Source organism: Stenotrophomonas indicatrix, assembly GCA_041545745.1.
GTDB classification, from domain to species: domain Bacteria; phylum Pseudomonadota; class Gammaproteobacteria; order Xanthomonadales; family Xanthomonadaceae; genus Stenotrophomonas; species Stenotrophomonas indicatrix_A.
The window spans coordinates 410,369-428,632 of record CP168152.1 but is presented as its reverse complement, the minus strand read 5'-3'; the positions used below and the strand labels follow the sequence as shown (position 1 = coordinate 428,632).

16 protein-coding genes are annotated in these 18,264 nt (G+C 65.9%); 6 read left to right on the top strand and 10 right to left on the bottom strand.

The window, feature by feature from the left end; all coding sequences use genetic code 11:
- Positions 1 to 73 precede the first annotated feature (73 nt).
- The 9 genes from hglS to ACEF39_RS01890 form a co-directional block, all read right to left on the bottom strand.
- Entirely contained in the window at positions 74 to 1,435 is a 1,362-nt protein-coding gene (gene hglS, locus ACEF39_RS01930) for a 2-oxoadipate dioxygenase/decarboxylase HglS (RefSeq protein ID WP_500286767.1), read from the bottom strand.
- A gap of 172 nt (positions 1,436 to 1,607) precedes the next feature.
- Positions 1,608 to 2,096, bottom strand: a complete 489-nt coding sequence (locus tag ACEF39_RS01925; RefSeq protein WP_230112600.1) for a hypothetical protein — start codon at positions 2,094 to 2,096, stop codon at positions 1,608 to 1,610.
- A 31-nt stretch (positions 2,097 to 2,127) separates the two neighbouring features.
- Positions 2,128 to 2,880, bottom strand: coding sequence for an HAD family hydrolase (locus ACEF39_RS01920; protein WP_165376089.1), 753 nt, complete (start codon positions 2,878 to 2,880; stop codon positions 2,128 to 2,130).
- 96 nt (positions 2,881 to 2,976) lie between these two features.
- Positions 2,977 to 3,396, bottom strand: coding sequence for an EF-hand domain-containing protein (locus tag ACEF39_RS01915; RefSeq protein WP_500286766.1), 420 nt, complete (start codon positions 3,394 to 3,396; stop codon positions 2,977 to 2,979).
- Between the two features lie 227 nt (positions 3,397 to 3,623).
- Positions 3,624 to 3,995 (bottom strand): hypothetical protein, encoded by a 372-nt coding sequence (locus ACEF39_RS01910; RefSeq protein ID WP_025878234.1) that lies wholly within the window; start codon positions 3,993 to 3,995, stop codon positions 3,624 to 3,626.
- Positions 3,996 to 4,561: 566 nt separating this feature from the next.
- Positions 4,562 to 5,275: a M15 family metallopeptidase gene (locus ACEF39_RS01905; protein ID WP_500286765.1), complete on the bottom strand. Its 714-nt coding sequence runs from the start codon at positions 5,273 to 5,275 to the stop codon at positions 4,562 to 4,564.
- The gene (locus ACEF39_RS01900) at positions 5,208 to 6,758 is read right to left on the bottom strand and encodes a serine hydrolase domain-containing protein (RefSeq protein WP_500286764.1); all 1,551 of its coding nucleotides are present in this window, start codon (positions 6,756 to 6,758) and stop codon (positions 5,208 to 5,210) included. The genes ACEF39_RS01905 and ACEF39_RS01900 overlap by 68 nt, the downstream gene beginning before the upstream one ends.
- Positions 6,759 to 6,827: 69 nt before the next feature.
- Entirely contained in the window at positions 6,828 to 9,827 is a 3,000-nt protein-coding gene (locus tag ACEF39_RS01895; protein ID WP_500286763.1) for a TonB-dependent receptor, read from the bottom strand.
- A gap of 50 nt (positions 9,828 to 9,877) precedes the next feature.
- Positions 9,878 to 11,350, bottom strand: a complete 1,473-nt coding sequence (locus ACEF39_RS01890) for a transglutaminase-like domain-containing protein (RefSeq protein ID WP_500286762.1) — start codon at positions 11,348 to 11,350, stop codon at positions 9,878 to 9,880.
- A 132-nt stretch (positions 11,351 to 11,482) separates the two neighbouring features.
- Between ACEF39_RS01890 and ACEF39_RS01885 the strand changes: the two genes are divergently transcribed.
- From ACEF39_RS01885 to ACEF39_RS01860, 6 genes are all read left to right on the top strand, one after another.
- Positions 11,483 to 12,928 carry an SH3 domain-containing protein gene (locus ACEF39_RS01885; RefSeq protein ID WP_500286761.1) on the top strand — a complete coding sequence of 482 codons (1,446 nt, stop codon included), beginning with the start codon at positions 11,483 to 11,485 and terminating at the stop codon, positions 12,926 to 12,928.
- Positions 12,929 to 14,023 (top strand): dipeptide epimerase, encoded by a 1,095-nt coding sequence (locus ACEF39_RS01880; protein ID WP_089238266.1) that lies wholly within the window; start codon positions 12,929 to 12,931, stop codon positions 14,021 to 14,023.
- A gap of 283 nt (positions 14,024 to 14,306) precedes the next feature.
- Positions 14,307 to 15,155 carry a MurR/RpiR family transcriptional regulator gene (locus ACEF39_RS01875; RefSeq protein ID WP_500286760.1) on the top strand — a complete coding sequence of 283 codons (849 nt, stop codon included), beginning with the start codon at positions 14,307 to 14,309 and terminating at the stop codon, positions 15,153 to 15,155.
- A 12-nt stretch (positions 15,156 to 15,167) separates the two neighbouring features.
- Positions 15,168 to 15,932, top strand: coding sequence for a L,D-transpeptidase family protein (locus tag ACEF39_RS01870; protein WP_205406178.1), 765 nt, complete (start codon positions 15,168 to 15,170; stop codon positions 15,930 to 15,932).
- On the top strand, positions 15,929 to 17,230 hold the full coding sequence (locus ACEF39_RS01865; protein ID WP_500286759.1) for an APC family permease: 1,302 nt from the start codon (positions 15,929 to 15,931) through the stop codon (positions 17,228 to 17,230). Before ACEF39_RS01870 ends, ACEF39_RS01865 begins: the two co-directional genes overlap by 4 nt.
- A gap of 81 nt (positions 17,231 to 17,311) precedes the next feature.
- Complete coding sequence (locus ACEF39_RS01860) at positions 17,312 to 17,644, top strand: hypothetical protein (RefSeq protein WP_500286758.1); 333 nt, start codon at positions 17,312 to 17,314, stop codon at positions 17,642 to 17,644.
- 46 nt (positions 17,645 to 17,690) lie between these two features.
- On the opposite strand, the gene yiaA is transcribed toward ACEF39_RS01860, so the two are convergent.
- Positions 17,691 to 18,143, bottom strand: coding sequence for an inner membrane protein YiaA (gene yiaA, locus ACEF39_RS01855; protein WP_099821353.1), 453 nt, complete (start codon positions 18,141 to 18,143; stop codon positions 17,691 to 17,693).
- Positions 18,144 to 18,264: the final 121 nt, after the last annotated feature.

The following is an 18,264-nucleotide window of genomic DNA, read 5'->3' as shown; positions in this document are numbered from 1 at the left end:
TTTCGGCCGAAAAGGGCTCTGACCCCAGGTACGGACATCGGTTCGCCGGGCATGGCCCGGCGGATGTGGCGTATCAGCTGCGCAGCGCCGCCAGCGATTCGGCCTGGAGGCGCTCGTAGATCTCGAACTCATCATTCACCGCCGCGCCCATCGCCTGCTCGAAGGCTTCGCGATTGGCATGTGCGGCGTACGCGCGCTGCTCGCCACCGCCCAGGTTCGACTGGAAGATGCCCGCGGCGCTGACCGGCAGGAAGTCCTCGTAGACGATCGGATCGGCCGTGGCCAGGCCCGCTGCAACCAGCACTTCGGCTGGCAGGTCGGCCACGCGCTCCGGCGCGGCGCGGCCCGCGTCGGTCAGCTGGTAGCGGTAGTAGCCCAGGCCTTCCTGGCGCAGGGTGTCGTGGTCATCCGGGAAGCTGGCGAACACCGCCTGCAGGCGCTGGCCGTAGTCACCACCGGTGCTGCCGGCGCCGCCGGCATCGCGCGCCTGCGTCAGCAGCTGGTCGTACAGCGCGCGGCCCTTGGCGGTCAGTGCCAGGCCGCGCTGCTCGATCTCGCCGAAGCGCGCGGTATGGGTGCCGGCGTCGCCACCCTCGTTGTCCGGGAAGTGCACGGCCTCTTCCAATGCCTTGAAGCTGGTCTGCCGCAGCAGGATCGGGCAGGCGCGACGCGGTGGGCCCTCGATCACCGCCTTGGCGGCCATGCCGTGCTCGATCATCGCCGCCTGTGCAGCGTCGATGTCCAGCGTGCGCGGGGTCAGGTGGTTGATGTGCGGGCCACGGAAGCTGACCACGTCGGCCACCAGCCGGTGCGCCTTGTGCAGGGCGTGGTAGGTCGGCAGATCGACGGTGGCGTCGCCATGCCAGCGGAAGGTTTCCAGTGACTGTTCGACGAAGCGCTCGGCATCGGCTTGGGTCAGGCCACCCTCGCGCTCGGCCTGGTCGATCAGCGCCAGCGCGTCGTCGGTGAAGATGCGGCGACGAGCGAGGATCTCGGCCGACTGCGCACGCAGCACCTCGTCTTCGATCAGCTCCAGGCGCAGCAGCGAGGTGAACACGCGGAACGGGTTCAACGCCAGCGCAGCGCCGGTCAGCGGGCGGAACGCGGTGGAATGCACCGGCACGCCGGCCACCGACAGATCGTAGTAGCCCACCGGGTACATGCCCATCACCGCGAACAGGCGGCGCAGGGTCGCCAGTTCCTGCGGGGTGCCGACGCGGATCGCGCCATGGCGTTCTTCATCCAGGCGGGCACGCTCGTCATTGCGCAGCAACTGCGCGGCCAGCGCCGGGTCCTGCGCCAGGACCTGCGTGTTGATCCGCTCCACCAGCTCCACCAGCGTGCCGTACAGCGGCACTTCGGTGCGGTACATGCGGGACATGGCCTGGGCGAACAGGCGGCGGATCACATCAGGCGAAACGAAAGAGGCGCTCATCAGTCACTCGATTACGGGAACGGGGAACGGGGAACGGCGAGAAGCCGTATTGTCGCCGGAGTGCGCGGCCGCGGCGATACGCAGAGCAGCATGACCTGGAATCGGTAGTGCCGGCCGCTGGCCGGCAACCTCTGTGCATCGGCGATGTGCAGTTGCCGGCCAGCGGCCGGCGCTACCGTTTCAACTGGCGCTTCAGCGTGGCATCCAGGGTGATCGGCCTGTCCCAGTGCTCGTAACTGGCCACGATGGCGTGGCGCACGGCGCGGTAGTGCAGGTTCTGCGGCTTGGCCGGCATCCGCTTCACCACCGCCTCCCAGCCGCCCTCGGGGTCCTGGCTGAAGGCGCGCACGCTGTCGCGGCAGGTCTGGCCACTGGCCTTGGCCCAGAAGCAGGCGAAGTAGATGTCGCCGGCCTGCCACTGGTGGGTGGTAGCCAGCGCGGCGATGTAGCCGCGCGGTACACCGGCGTAGCGCGATACCTCGTCGAGGAAGGCATCGGGGTAGCGCTCGGCGTAGTGGTTGATATCGGCCAGCTGGGTGTCGACCCAGGCATCGCCGGTATCCACCTCGTAGGTCGCCGAACGTTCGGCGGTCTGCTGGGCCAGCACGATGGCCGGCGCCAGCAGCAGGGACAACAGCAGCGCGCGCAGTGGCAGTTTCATGACCCGATTCTGCCGCAGCCGCCGCGCCCTGTCAGGTCGCGGCAGCGGCCTTGGCTTCGATCGTCGCCAGCGCGGCCGGCCAGTCCCAGGCGGTATCGGCGTTGACCATGCGCGGTTCGTCGTCGGCCACGCCGTGCTGGGTCTCATGCGCCCAGGTCACCGCGTATGGGGTGTGGATACCCCAGCCGCCGAGGGTGATCACCGGTTCGATGTCCGAGCGCAGCGAATTGCCGACCATCACGAACTGCTGCATCGGCAGGTCGAACTCGGCCAGCACGCGGGCATACGTTTCCGGGTCCTTCTCGGACACGATCTCGATGCGCGGAAACAGGTCGGACAGCGCCGCCACCTTGATCTTGGCTTCCTGGTGGAACAGGTCGCCCTTGGTGATCAGCACCACCGGGTACTGCGCGGCGATGGCCGCCACCGACTCGCGTACGCCGTCGATCAGTTCAACCGGATGGCGCAGGGTGTCGTGGCCAATATCAAGGATGCGCTGGATGTCCTTGGCCTCGATACGCTGCGAGGTGATCTCGATGGCCGCTTCGATCATCGACAGCGTCATGCTCTTCACCCCGTAGCCGAACACGCCGAGGTGGCGCTGCTGCACTTCCAGCAGGTGGCGGGCGGTCTGGGTGTCATGGACGTCGATGTAGCGCGACAGCAGGTCCAGGTAATCCTGCTCGGCCTTGCGGTAGTAGTCCTCGCTCTTCCACAGCGTATCGTCACCGTCAAAACCGACCAGGCCGATGGCGCGCGAGGGCGCAGGCGTGGAGGTGTTCATCGCCCTAGGATACAGGCGCGGAGATGACGAAAAAAACCCGGGTGGCCGAAGCCACCCGGGTTGCCCATGCACCGGTTGTCCCGAATCAACCGTGGATCAGCGGCCCTGGCCTGCGGCCGTGCCACCCGCGCCGGCACCGGCCTGCTGGGCAGCCACGTAGGCCTTGTACTCATCGGCGCTCAGTTCGCCGTCCTTGTTGCTGTCAGCCTGGTCGAACACCTGTGCAAGGCCCGCATTCACCTGCGACTCGCTCTTGCTGATGGTGCCGTTGCCATCGGTATCGATGCTGGCCCAGGTCTGGCCACCGCCGTTGGCCTGCGCCGACGCCGCTGCGGCCGCACCGGTCGCCTGGTCGGCCGCCTGGCCTGCCTGTGTCGCCGCCTGCTGGGCCTGCGCCGCTTCGTTCTGTGCATGCGCGGCCTGCTGCTTGGCCGTCTGTGCCATCGCCGGGATGGCCAACACGCTGCCGGCGGCGACGATCAGGGCGATCAGGGGCTTGCGGTTGCGAATAGTCATCTGGGGTGTCTCCTGAAGGGTGGTAGTGCGCGGTCGTTGTTTCCGCACGGCACCTACCCTGCCACCGCATTTCTGAATCGATTTTGCGCCGCGATCGACGCGAACACGCACGGTTAACCACTCACGCAGACGCATGCTTTAGCGCGGTGGTTAGTGCGAAGTGAGCAGGGAGTAAGACGAGCATTCAGCGCTACCTGATTTAACCGGCAGCAAACGAAAAACCTGCGTCAGTCGACGGTTTTTTCCGATGACCGCGAACTGAACAACACCCATCCCAATGCAACACCGGAGAGCGCACCGGCAATCTCCAGCACCACGCGACTGCCCAGTTCGTTCGGATCGTGGATGGTGGACAGGAACAGGCGCGCATACAGCGGCGACTCCAGCCGCACGATGCCCATGTAGAACAGCTTCCAGGCATCGATGCCGGCGGAGATGATCACCGCGATGACGCACGACCAGCCGATCGCATGGCCCACGGTCCAGTGCAGCAGCCGGCACAGGTGGTGCCACAGGAAATACACCAGCAGGCCGACCAGCAAGGCGATGAGGCCCGCTTCGAGCGTACCGAGCAGGCCGAAATGCAGGGGAAGGTTCATCGGGTGGGGACGCAGGAGAAGGCGGCCAGTGTAAGGGTATCGGCAGGGCTGCGCCCTGGAACGCGCCATCGCATGCGCGCTGTCGCTCCCACGCTTCGCTGCGCGAACCGCGGGCCCCACTTGCCAGCTCCCAGACTCCCGCCGCTTCGCGGCCGCCCCCTGACTCAGGGGGCTCTGCCCCAGACGAGTACCGGCGGCTTCAATAGATCCACGCCATGCGTGGATGGATCTCCATCGAAATCGAATATTTCGACAATTGAACGAAGATCATCCACGCATGGCGTGGATCTACGTGTCGACCAAGGTCGACACCCACCACAAGGCCGACACCCACCAACAGCAGGCCATGCCATCCCGACAGATCGCGAAAATCTGTCGAAGGCGGGGTGGGTCCGGTTGCGGGGGTGTCCGCGGCATGGATGCCGCGGCCAAGCCTACAGGGACGTATTTACGGCGTCCCCCGCAACCGGACCCACCCCGCCATCCCACGGAATGCCAGCTTCTGCTGTTGCTGTTGCTCGCGCAGTGGCCTCGGCGGGTGCAGGGCGCAGCCCTGCCGACACCCCCTACCGCACTGGCACGTCGTAGGCGGTACCGGCATCCGGCTCGGGTTGCATCGTGTAGTGCCACCACTCCTGCGCATAGTTGGTGAAACCACGTCGTGCCATCGCCTGCACCAGCTGCTGGCGGTTGGCGTTCTGTGCATCACTCAAACCCGGCGCCTGCGTATGCGCGCGTGGGCCGAAGAAATCGAAGTCGGTGCCCATGTCCGTCGGCGTACAGCGTCCGCTGCGACAATCCAGCAGGCCGAGATCCACGGTGGCACCGCGGCTGTGGCCGGAACGCTCGGCGATGTAGCCGTCGCTCAGCAGCTGCGGCTTGTCCAGATCCGGATACTGCAGTGGCTTGCGCGACTGTTCCTGCGGATCGTTCACCCAAGCCATGAACGCCTGCACCGCGCGCACCGGGCGATAGCAATCGTAGAGGCGCAGCGCAAAACCCTGCGCGCGCAGGTCGGCCTCCACATCGGCCAAGGCCTTTGCCACCGGCGCCAGCAGGTAGCATGCAGGCGCCTCATAGCCGGGCACGGGCGCAGCGGTGAAGTTGTTGCCACCGGCATAGCGGATGTCCATCTCGATGCGCGGCGACAACGTGCGGATCTCCACCAATCCCGCCGCAGCGGCGTCGGTGGCGGGCGAAATGCGTGGCGGCTCAGCGGCGTGGGCCGCCGGTGCCAGGGCAATCGCCAGTACGAGTGAAATGCAGGTCCTGGAAGTCATAGCTGAAGTCGATCTCCGGATCGATGGCGCGCAGCTCCAGCGTCGGCGTGTCTGCACCGGGATTCAGCCACGCCTGCGCCGAGGGTTCCAGCGTATCCCACTGCAACAGCCAGCGCCCTTCCAGCTGCTTCACTGTTGCGTGCAACGCGGGCGACTTGTCCACGCTGAAGCGCAGGCCGTTCGCGGTGGGACACAGCGAGGCAGGGCCCAGCCAGGGATCGCGGTAGCGTCCCTGCCATTGCGCCAGATCGGTGGCAGCCGCCGGTTGCGCAGCCCTGGTGGAGGGCGCACGACTCCCCGTGGCAGCACGCATGGCTCGATCGGCCGCCAGCTCCGCCAGGTAGTACGCGGCAGGGTGTGCGTCTTCCGGCGCGGTGAACTGTTTCAGCGTCGACTGCATCAACGCGGTACGGGCCTCTTCGCCCTCGCCGTTGATCAGCATCACCACACCGGCCTTGCGATCCGGCAGCAGCGCCAGCGAGGAATACATGCCCGACAACGTACCGGTATGTGCAACCTTCCACTGCCCGTCCATGTCCGACACCCGCCACCCCAGCCCATAGCCGTAGAAACGGGCGTTCTCCCAGTCGCGTTGGCGTTCGCCCCACGGCATCGGCATGTGCAGCGTCCACAGCATGCGGCGTTGCTCGGCGCCCAACCACGCCGGTGCCAGCGACGGGTCCAGCAGCACCTGCATCCAGCGCGTCATGTCGCGCAGCGAACAGCGGATGCCACCGGCCGCCATCGACGTCAGATCGGGGCTTTGCGTTCCATCACCACCGACCACCACGTTGCGGCCATCGCGCCACGCATGCGGTTGGGCGACATTGCCGACCTGCTTCACCGACCACGCGCCTACCTGGCAACGGGTCATCCCCAGCGGTTCAAACACCTGCTCGCGCATCAGCTGGTCATAGGGCTTGCCACCGGCGGCCGCAGCCACCTCACCGGCCACCACGTACATCAGGTTGTCGTAGGCGTAGCCGCTGCGGAAGCTGGTGACCGGCTTCAGGTGTGCCAGCCCGGCGATGACATCGGCGCGGGTGAAGGCATTGGGTTCGGGCCATAGCATCAGGTCGCCGGCACCCAGGCCGAGGCCGCTGTTGTGGATCAGCAGATCGCGTACCTGCAGGTGTTCGCCCACCCATGGGTCATGCATGCGGAACGCCGGCAGATGGCGCTGCACCGGATCATCCCAGCGCAGCTTTCCCTGCTCCACCAGCGTGGCCAGCAGCGCGGCGGTCATCGCCTTGCTGTTGGAGGCGATCTTGAACAGCGTGTCCTCGTCGATGCGGCCGCCGTCACCGCGTGCACCTTCGGTATGGCGATAGACCACCTGGCCATCCTCGACCACCGCCATCGCCATCCCCGGCAGGTGCTCGTGCTGGACCACAAAGGCGGCATCGGCGTCCAGGCGTGCGGTGTCCACCGCATGCGCAGCGGGACCGACCAGTGCTGCGGTCAGTAGCAACAGACGATGCAAGGCAGTCTCCGTCAGGCGTCGGCAGTCATCAAACCACGCCGCCCCGCAGGGCGGCGCGCAGATGCGTCCTCAATAGTTCCAGGTCACCGTCAGCTGCGCATAGCGCGGCGACTGGAAACCGGTGCCGTAGCCATACATCGTGTTCGGCGTGCCGATGCTGTCCTGCGGTTCGTAGTCCTGGTCCACGGTGACCACGCGCTGCTGGTTGAGCACGTTGTATACCGCCAGCTTCAGGCGCAGGTCGGTGGGAATCGGCACCTTGTAGGAAACGCTCACGTCCAGGTCGTAGGTCCACGGCGTACGGCCATCGCCACCGCGCGGCGAATGCACGAACACACGTTCAGAGGGCACCGTCGACTGGCAGTTGGACACGCACACGTAGTAGCTGTGGAAATCGGTATCGTCGAACGGATTGCCGGCGCCGAAGCGGGTGATCGGGCTGCCCGACTGCACGCCCAGGGTGGCCGCCACGCTGAGGTTCTCGGTCAGCGCGTAGCTGCCGCGGAACTTGAACTGATGGCGGCGATCATTGGCCAGGTAGCCATAACCGCGGTAGTTGACCCAAGGATTGTCGAAGTTCTCGGTGCGGCCGGCGTCGGCAAAGTCGGTATCGGAGTTGACCGGACCTTCCGCATTGCCGCGGCCGTAAGCCAGCGTATACGAGGCATTGAAGCCCCACTTGCCATCCCACGCACGGTCGACCTGCAGTTCCAGCGCCTTGTAGTCGCGCTTGGGCTTCACCCAGCCGCGTTGGCCCACGTAATTGCCGTCGTCGTCATACAGCGCCCAGCCTTCCTTTGAGGTGTCGATGTCGATCCAGCCATCGTTGCTGCCATCGCAATTGGTATCGCCCCACACCGTGTTGGTGCGCCCCGGATTGCCCATGATCCACACGCCGTCAATCGCACCGCACTGGCCGGTGGCGGTGATGTTCATGTCATCGATGGCATTGCTCAGGCGCCGGTACGTAACGCTGGCGGCGACCGACCACGATTCACTCAGCATGTGCTGGAAGCCGAGGATCGCCTCATCCTGGTAGACCGGGTCCATGTCCCGGTTCACCTCGGCGCGCAGGTCCGGCACGCTGCCATCGCCCTGCGAATTGTCGACCGGGCCGATCTGCCCACCCAGGTTCGGGATGTTGTTGGCGGCCCCGGTGTAGCCCAGGAATTCGTACCAGGTGCGCTCATCGAGGAAGCCGCCAGCCTGTTTGATGTTGATGACATTGGCCACCGGCAGGTAGTAGCGGCCCAGGTTGCCGAACACCTTGGTGGTGCCGTCACCGCGCACGTCCCATGAGAAGCCCAGGCGCGGGGCGATCATGTTGTCGATCTTGATGTAGCTGTCGCCGTCGCCGCCCTTGTTGTCGAAGCTCTCCACGCGTGCGCCGATGTTGAGCAGGAAGTTCGGGGTGACCTGCCAATTGTCTTCCAGGTAGTACGCCGAGTTGATGGTTTCGAACGAGCCAGCCACTTCATAGCGGCGGGTGCGTGCCACCAGGCCACTGGCAGGTACGGTACCGCCATTGAGCGGGCTGCCCGGATTCCGGTAATAGATGTCATAACGCAGCCCACCGGGACCGGGATAGGCACGCTCGTAGTCGGAGGTGTTCTCTTCGCGGTCCAGGCCGAAGCGCAGCAGGTGGTTGCCGAGCGACCATTCGAAGTCGGCGCGTGCAGCCTTGCGCGTATCCAGCGCCGCTTCCAGCTGCGAACTGCTGGTGCAGCTGCGGTCACCCTGAAGGTTCGGTGGCACGCCCTGGGCCGCGGTACGGTTGTCGAACACGCGGTTGCAGTTCTCGTCCATCAGAGAGCTCTGCACGCGGTTGCGCTTGTTCTCACCGTACATCAGCTTCATGGTCAGATCGTTGTTGACCTGCCAGCTGTAGGTACCAGACCAGTTCTTTCCGCCCACCGTGTTGACGATCTGGTTGCTGCGTTCGCCATCGATGTCGCCGCCGTCGTAGTCGTAGCGGTAGACGTCTGTGAGGGTCTTGTTCTTGTCGGAGAAGCCGAACAGCGACAGCATCTGGTTGTCGGTGATCTGCCAATCCAGCTTGCCGCCCCAGAAGGGCTCATCGGCCTTGCCCTGGCTGAGGAACGTGCCGGCGTCATTGGTCGAGGTCGGACGATAGTCGCGTGCCTCGTACATGCCGAAGAAGAACAGCTTGTCCTGCACCAGCGCACCGGAAGCGAACACATTCAGTGCACTGCGCGAATAGTCGTCGCGACGGGCGGAGATGTAGCGGCTGCCTTTGCCGTCATAGCGATCGCGCGCCTGCGACTGCCAAGCACGCGGCTCGAACACCAGTTCCGCACCGGCCTTGAAGTCGTTGCTGCCCGAGCGGGTGACCGCATTGATGACACCACCGGTGCTGCGCCCGAACTCCACCGAGTAGCCGCCGGTCTTGACCTGGAATTCCTGGTAGAACGCGAACGGCACCGACGAGAAGCCAACCCGATTATAGAAATCGGTGACGTTCAGGCCATTGATGTAGACGGTGTTTTCGGCCACCGACGAGCCACCGAAGGAAATGCCCTGTCCGCCCAGCGAGCCCTTGCCTTTCACCGCACCCGGCGCCAGCAGCGCCACTGCGGTGATGTCACGGTCCACCGGCAGTCGCGACAGTTCTTCGCGGGTGATGTTGGTGGCCGACTCGGTGGACTTCACGTCCACCATCGACACCACCTGCGGCGCGCGCACTTCCACGGTGCCCAGCGTGCTGACCGCTCCCAGCGGCACGTTCACCGTGGTTGCGCTGCCCAGGCTGACCGTGACCTGGCCGACGCGGCTGGCAGCACCGCCTGGCAGGCTTACCTCCATGTCATAGGTGCCGACCGGCAGCAACGGGATGCGATAGCTGCCCTTGCTGTCGGCCTGTACCGATCGCACGAAACCGGTGGCGGGATTGCGGACCGTGACCGTGGCGCCGGCAGGCACCTGCCCCGCATCGCTGGTCAGGCGACCGACGACCGCGCCGTCCTGTGCGAATGCGCTGGGTGCCAGCGTTGCCAGACACGTACCGAGGGCGACGCACAAGGCCGCCCGCTTGATGATGTAAGCCTTCATCCCCTGCTCTCTCCTGCAAGAATTGAATGGTGGTGGGGTGGTGTGTCGCGCTAGCGTTGCCCGGCTGGCAGTACCCGCCACTGGAAGTCATAGCTCCATTGGTCGAAGTACAGGTTGCCGCCTGACCACTCGGCCTCGCCACGCTGCGAGTCGACCGTTTCCGAGCGGTAGTGCTGTTTGGCCGGCACGAACGCCAAGCCGAAATCGTCGTTGAAGGCGATGCGGTAGCCATCGAGGCCACCCAGGTAGAAGTCACGCAGCGCGGGCGTGTCGCTGGCCAGCGCGCCGGTGGTAACATCCATCGGCAGCCAGCCATACGGCGCCAGGTAGACCTGGCCCCAGTCGTGCAGGTTGTTGTAGCCGCTGCCATCGTCGGAGAACACCATGCCCGACTGCCAGCGCGCGGGAATGCCGTTCATGCGCAGCAGGGCGATCAGCAGCAGGGTCTGCTGCCCGCAATCAGCGTGACCGGCGCGCAGCGCGTAGTCACTGATGTTGCTGAGGGTCGAGTACTCGCGTGCACCAGCCCACGGAATGCGGTCGACGGCGGCGAACAGCTTGCGTACCACTTCATATGGGCGTATCTCGCCCTGCAGCACCTGATCGGAGAACAGCTTCAACGCCGGGGTGAAGCGCACGTGCGGAAGCTGCTCGGCCAGATAGGGCTTCAGTGCGGGATCATTCGGCGTAGCCTGCACCTTCGTCGGATCGATGGCGATGTGGCGCGCGAAGATCGTCACTGCATAGCGGATTTCAAAGTGCGTCGGCTGCCCAGCCACCGCCTTGGCTTCCAGGTAGGCGGTGCGCTGCTGGGTGCTGGCCGGGGCGATGCGCGCCTTGCCCGGCGAACTGGCAATCCACTGCACGCGCTCCTGCTGGCCGGCAATCTCGCGCGGGTACGGAATCCATGCACGTACGGTTTCGCCGGCCGGCACGGCATCCGCTTTCACCGTCAGCGACTGGGTGAATTCGATGCGCTGCGGCAACACGGATGCCTTGCCGCTCTGTTCGGCGGCAGCAACCACACGCGTGTGATGTGCATTGAGCACTTCATTCGGGCCGGGCGGTGGCATCGGTGCATCGGCTCGGCGCCGCGCACGCGCCTCGTCGCTGAGCAGGAACAGGTTGGAGGGCGCGCGCTTGAAGTACCAGCGTGTGCCGTCGATATCGTAGTGCTCGATCAGGCCCTGCTGGTCCCAGCGTGCGAATTCCTCGTCGGTCAGGTCGGGAATCCAGCGGCGAACGGCGGCCTTGGCTGCGGCTTCGTCGAGGCTGAAATCCAGTTGGATGCGGCGCATGCGCTCGTACTGGAAGTCGGCGGGCGGAGGCACGCCGTCTGCGGCGAACGTCGCATCGACATCCCTGAAATGACCGCTGTCGACCAGATCGATCAGCCGCGTTTCCTGCTCACGATCGATGGCACTGCGCTGATCTGCAGCCCCTGCCGAGCACGCCCACAGCAGCAGCGCGGCACCAAGGCCGGCAGCGGCAGGCAGAGACGGTTTGCGAACGGCAGGATCCACAGCGACACTTCCCAAGCGCGGGTGGTAACGGCTGTGTAACACGGGCCGGGGGACCGGTCAATAATTTATTCTTGCTTTCGAAGCCAAAAGGAATAAATATTCCAACAGGCATTCGAGGAGGGTGTGCAGCGCATGATCCTGGCTTCCCGCGAACCGCGTCGGCACTGGCCGCACCGGTTGACCTTGGCACTGGCCCTGGGCCTGCTGGGCGCATCCGCATTCACCCAGGCGGCCACGCCAGCACCCGACCCCGGCGCCCCGCTGCCCTACGTGATCGGCCTGCATGAGGCCTACCTCACCCCGGACTACTGGGGCGCACGGCTGGACAACGCCGACGCACCGATCCTGGACCGCGCGCAGATCAATGCGCAGAACGCGCGGATGCGCGCCCAGGACAGCCACATCCAGGACATCGCCACGCTGCCCGCACAGCTCAGCGCCACGCAGGTGCGCGACAGCATCGTCGCGCTTTCGAGCTGGCCCAAGCGGGCGCTGTATGACCAGAAGGGCCAAGCCATCGCCCCCGGCCTGCGGGCTGCAATCGAAGCCAACCTCGGCCTCGACGCGGTTCCTGCGCAGGTCGCACCGTCGTACGGGCTGGTGGTGAAGCGCGCTGCGCTGCGCACCTTCCCCACCCGCCAGCGTGTTTTCAGCACGGTCGGCGACACCGACATCGACCGCTTCCAGGAGTCGGCACTGTTCCCGGGTGACAAGGTTGCCGTCGTCCACCGCAGCACCGACGGCCGCTGGCTGTTCGTGCACAGCGAGCGCTACAGCGCATGGATCGAAGCCGATGCGGTGGCCAGCGGTGACAAGGCCACGGTGCTCGGCTACGGCGCGAAGGGCCCGTACCGCATCGTCACCGCTGCCACAGCGCACACCGCCTACACACCCGAAGAACCGCGCGTATCGCGCCTGCAGCTGGACATGGGCGTGCGCCTGCCGGTGTTGGCCGACTGGCCCTCCGCCGAACCGGTGAACGGGCAACAGGCGCACGCCTCGTGGGTGGTGCAGCTGCCGGTGCGCGAGGCCGATGGCCGCCTGAAGCTGATGCCGGCGCTGCTGCCGCGCTCGCAGGACACCGCCGCCGACTACCTGCCACTGACCCCGCGCCTGCTGTTGCAGCAATCGTTCAAGTTCCTCGGCGAGCGCTACGGTTGGGGCCACGACTACGACACCCGCGATTGCAGTGGATTCGTATCGGAGATCTATCGCAGCTTCGGCGTACTGTTGCCGCGCAATACCAGCGCACAGGCGATCAGCCCGGCGCTGGACCGCCTGCCGTTCACCAGCAAGGACGGCAAGGCCGTGCGCGACCGTGCCGTCACCGATCTGCAGGTGGGCGATCTGGTCTACATCCCCGGCCACGTGATGATGGCCATCGGCCACGTCGACGGTCGCACCTGGGTGATCCACGATACCGCGGGCGGCAGCTGGTTCGGCGCCGACGGCAAGCGTGTGCAGGCCCATCTCAATGGCGTATCGGTCACGCCGCTGGAGCCGATGATGGCCAGCGACAGCGTCCGCTACATCGACCGCATCACCAACATCCAACGCCTGCGTGCCAAGAATCCCTGAATGAAGATCACCGCCATCGAACTCGGCATGCTGCGCGTGCCGCTGAAAACACCGTTCAAGACCGCGTTGCGTACCGTGGAGACCGTGGAAGACGTGGTGGTGCTGATCCGCACCGACACCGGCCACACCGGCTACGGCGAGGCACCGGCCACTGCGGTGATCACCGGTGACACCCACGGCTCTATCATCGAAGCGATCCGCCACTTCATCGCCCCGCGCCTGATCGGTCAGGAGGTGGTCAACCTCAACCGCCTGTGCACGCTGGTGCAGACCGCGATGGAGCGCAACACCAGCGCCAAGGCGGCGGTGGAAATCGCGCTCTACGATCTGTGGGCGCAGCTGCATGGCGCGCCGCTGTACCAGATGCTGGGTGGCGGCGACCCGGTGATCACCACCGACATCACCATCAGCGTGGACTACATCGACAAGATGGTGGCCGATTCGCTGTCGGCGATCGAACGCGGCTTCGAGTCGCTGAAGATCAAGGTCGGCAAGGACATCGGCGTGGACATCGAGCGGGTCAAGGCGATCCATGCCGCCGTGGAGGGCCGTGCACTGCTGCGCCTGGACGCCAACCAGGGCTGGACCGCCAAGCAGGCCGTGCATGCGATGCGCACGCTGGAAGAAGCAGGCGTGGTGCTGGAGCTGCTGGAACAACCAGTCAAGGCCGCCGACATCAGCGGCCTGAAGTATGTCACCGACCGGGTCAACACTCCGGTGATGGCCGACGAGAGCGTGTTCAGCCCCAGCCAGGTGATGGACCTGATCCAGCAGCGCGCCGCCGACATCATCAACATCAAGCTGATGAAGACCGGCGGCCTGTCCAACGCGATCCGCATTGCCGACATCGCCGGCATCTACGGCGTGCCGTGCATGATCGGCTGCATGATCGAGTCGAGCATCAGCGTGGCCGCGGCAGTACATCTGGCGGTAGCCAAGAGCGATGTGATCACCAAGGTCGACCTGGATGGCCCATCGTTGGGGCAGTTCGATCCGGTCAGCGGCGGGGTGCGCTTCAACGAGTCGGAGATCAGCATCAGCGACGTGCCGGGGCTGGGTATCACCGAAGTGCGGGGGTTGGAGATGCTCGGTTGATCGTTGAAACAACGATCGCCGCCATCAGTAGATCCACGCCATGCGTGGATGCCCTTGCCCTTGCTTTTGCCCTACCCCGCACCCCCTTCGCGGCTGGCGCGCGCGCGATCTGTCCGGGGTCGGGCGGGTGGGGTTTGCTGGGGTGTCCGCCGCATGGATGCGGCGGCCAAGCCTACACGGACGTACTTGCTGCGTCCGCCGCAAATCCCACCCGCCCGCCCCACTCCATGACAAGCTCTACGCGACCAAACGCAACGCGCCTACACATGCCCGGACGCCCCGCATGCCGCCCCTGCTGAAAATCCGCACCGAGCGCGGGCAGATGTCGGCCATCGAACGCCGCATCGCCGACTTCATCCTCGACAACGCCCACCTGCTGCGCGATTACTCCTCGCAGCAGCTGGCCAGTGCCCTGGGCATCAGCCAGTCCAGCGTGGTCAAGTTCAGCCAGAAGCTCGGCTTCAAGGGCTACCCGGACCTGAAGTACTCCATCGGCGAGGACGTCGCCCGCGCCGGTGCCGACCCGCAGCAGGCGCCGGCCGCACCGGACATCAACGATGACTACCTGCGCCTGGGTGACGCCCTGCGCCGCAGCAAGGCGCAGGCCGAGGAAGAGACCCGCCAGGCCAACCCGCGCGAGGAGATCGAGCGCATCGTGCAGCTGCTCGACGGCGCGCCCAAGCTGTTTGTCCACGGCCTGGGTGACGACGGTCTGTACGCACGCGAATTCGCCATGCGGCTGTCGCTGCTCGGCCTGCTGGTGGTGCCGCATACCGATCCGATCCTGATGCTGGCCAACCTGTCCGCCGCACGCCCGGGCGACGTGCTGCTGATGTTCTCCGAGTTCGGCAAGTTGCCGCAGCTTTCGCAGCTGTCGCGCCAGTTCCAGGACATGGGCGGCAAGGTGGTGTCGATCACCCGTCACACCGCCAATCCCCTGCGCGCGCACGCCGATGCGGCGCTGGTGGTATGCGCGCACGATCGCGCGCCGCAGGTGGCGCAGCTGCTGTACCGTAGCGCCATGCACGCCCTGCTCGATTTCCTGTTCGTGCTCCTCTGCCACGCCAATCCGGATCGCCAGCAGCAGCTGGCGGTGAACCTGGAACGGATCGATCATCTGCTGGATTCCTGACCGGAGCGCCCGATGAACCTGCTGCTGGCCCGCCTTGCATCCGCCGCGCTGCTGCTCGTGGCGGCCGTCACTGTCCATGCCGCCCCGTTGGATGAGGCTCGCCAACTGATCGTCGTCACCAGCGAAAACTGGGACAGCACGCAGGGGCAGCTGCAGGCCTTCGTGCGCGACGGCAAGCAATGGCGCAAGCACGGCCAGGCCTTCCCGGTGGCGCTGGGCCGCACCGGTAGTGCCTGGGGCCTGGGCCTGCATACTGCCCAGGCCGATGGCCCGCAGAAACAGGAAGGCGACGGCCGCAGTCCGGCCGGTGTGTTCGCGCTGGGCAGCGCGTTCGGTTATGCCGTCACCCGGCCCGGAACGGCGATGACCTACCAGCCGATGAGCAGCACCAGCTACTGCATGGACGTACCGGCATCGCCGTTCTACAACCGCATCGTCGATGCAAAGAAGGTTGGCAGTGCCGCCATCACCGGCTCCACCGAACCGATGCGGCTGGACCTGCACAACAAGGGCGACGTGCGTTACCAGGAAGGCTTCGTGATCGCGCACAACCCGGATAACCAGCCCGGCAAGGGCAGCTGCATCTTTGCCCATCTGTGGCGCCAGCCCGGCGAGGCCACCGCTGGCTGTACCGCGATGCCACAGGCGCGCATGCAGGCATTGCTGGACTGGCTGCGCCCGCAGGACACGCCGCGTTTCGTGCTGTTGCCACGCGCCGAATACCAACGCCTGCAGGCGCAGTGGAAACTGCCCGCGCTTGAAGGAGCCGCACGTTGAGCACCGCCGACGAACCACAACTGCAACGCGCGGTCAGCCGCTGGCAGATCGTCGGACTGTCGATCAACGATGTGGTCGGCAGCGGCATCTACCTGCTGCCGGCGGCCACGGTCGCCCTGCTCGGGCCCTTCAGCCTGTGGGGCGTAGTCGCCGCCGGCATCGTCGTCGCCCTGCTGGTGCTGTGCTACGCGCAGGCGGCCAGCTATTTCGATGAACCCGGTGGCAGCTACCTGTACGCGCGCGAAGCCTTCGGCCGCTTTGCCGGTTTCGAGATCGGCTGGATGATCTGGCTGACCCGCATCAGCTCTGCCGCAGCGCTCAGCAATGCGCTGGCCGATGCCGTGGCGCGGTTCTGGCCATGGGCAGGTGCCGGCATGGGCCGCATCGCGATCATCGTGGTCTCGCTCGCTTTCCTGACCGGGGTGAACATCATCGGCGTCCGTTCGGCCGCCCGTACCGGCATCGTGCTGGTGATCGGCAAGATGCTGCCGCTGCTGTTGTTCGTGGCCATCGGCGCGTTCTATATCGACCCGCAGCTCGCCTTCTCCGGCCAGCGCCCGGACCCGCACGACCTGCAGCGCATGGGCGAGGCAGCGCTGTTGCTGTTGTATGCCTATGCCGGCTTCGAGAACATCCCGGCCGCAGCCGGTGAATACCGCAACCCACGCCGCGACATTCCCTTCGCACTGATCACCATGATCGTCACCGTCACCGTGATCTACGCGGCGGTGCAGATCGTGGCGCAGGGCACGTTGCCCGGCCTGGCCAGCTCGGCCACACCGCTGGCTGACGCCGCCTCCAGCTTCGGCGGCGAGGCGCTGGCGCTGATCCTCACCGTGGGCGCGACCATCTCCATCCTCGGCACCAACAGCAACACGATGATGATGGGCCCGCGCTTCCTGTTCGCCCTGGCACGCGATGGCTACGGCCCGAAGGTGCTGGCGCAGGTGCACCCGCGCTTCCGCACCCCGGCTGCAGCGATCTTCTGCCAGGGCCTGATCGCCCTTGGCCTGGCGCTGTCCGGGTCGTTCGTGCAGCTGGCGCTGTTGTCGATGACCACGCGCCTGTTCGCCTACATCGGTACTGCAGCAGCGGTGCTGGTGCTGGCCAAGCGCTATGCGGACCGCCCCGGTGCGCTGAAGCTGCCCGGTGGCCCGTTGATTCCGGTGCTGGCCCTGCTGCTGTGCGTGGCCCTGTTCGCCAGTGCCAGCTGGCAGAACATCGCTGCGGCGCTGGTCGCCTTCGCTGTTGGCGCGGTCATCTACAAGCTGCCGCGCAGGGACGCCGGCGCCGATTGACCTGCCGATCACGCTGCCGGCCCGATGCGTTAACCGGCAAATGGGCACGATCAGGCTTCGTCACTACGGAGCCTCCTGCCCATGAGCCCTGATTACCAGATCCCCGGCCGCGTGCCGGAAGACGGCACACCCCGCCAGGCCGTTTCGGACTATTGGCGCGACCGCTATACCAGCGAACCGTACTACGACAACCAGCTGTTCTTCGACGATTACGAGCCGGCCTACCAGATCGGCCACACCGCGCGCGCGCAGGACATGATCCGCGCGTACGAGGAGGTGGAAGGCGAGCTGGAAACGCGGTGGGCGAAAGAACGCGGCAAGAGCCGCCTGGAATGGGCGCAGGCGCGCAAGGCCGTGCGTCGCGGCTGGGAAGAAGCGGTCAACCTGGACCCGCGCCGGGATCGCAGCGCATAACAGCGTCCTGTAGAGCCGAGCACATGCTCGGCTCTACCTCTGTCCGTCAATCCTGTTCCGGCAGCGGCGGAATCGACGAAGCGCGCTTGGGCTCGGCCGCATTCGCGGCAATCAGGTCGCGGGTATTCTTCTGCACCGCCACCGCGCCAAACAACGACAGCGCGAACGCCATGCCATAGAAGCCCTTTTCGCTCAGCACCAGGGTGGCGTTCCACAGACCGACCAGCAGCAGCAACAGCGCCGACAGCAGCGCGAACCAGCACAGTGCGTAGTACAGGCCGCTCACCGGAATGCTCTCGACGCGGTCGCGCACACTCTTCTGCAGCGATACCGCCGCGAACAGGCCGAACAGCAGCAGGGTCAGGTAATAGCCCTTTTCGTTCAGCGGCATTTCGGCATTGAACAGGCCTACAAGGTAGGCCACCGCGCCCAGCAGCAGGGCCACCCACGAGGCGGCGATGAAGGCGGGCGAGGGTCGATGGATGAGGGGTGCGTTCATTGCAGTTCCTTGGCAGACAGGCGGGCATGCTTTGCCCGGGCGAGAACACCCTAGACGATCCGCGCCATGCCGCACAGGGGGTAGCAGGACCTTCGGGCCACGACCGTCACCCCGCCGGTGG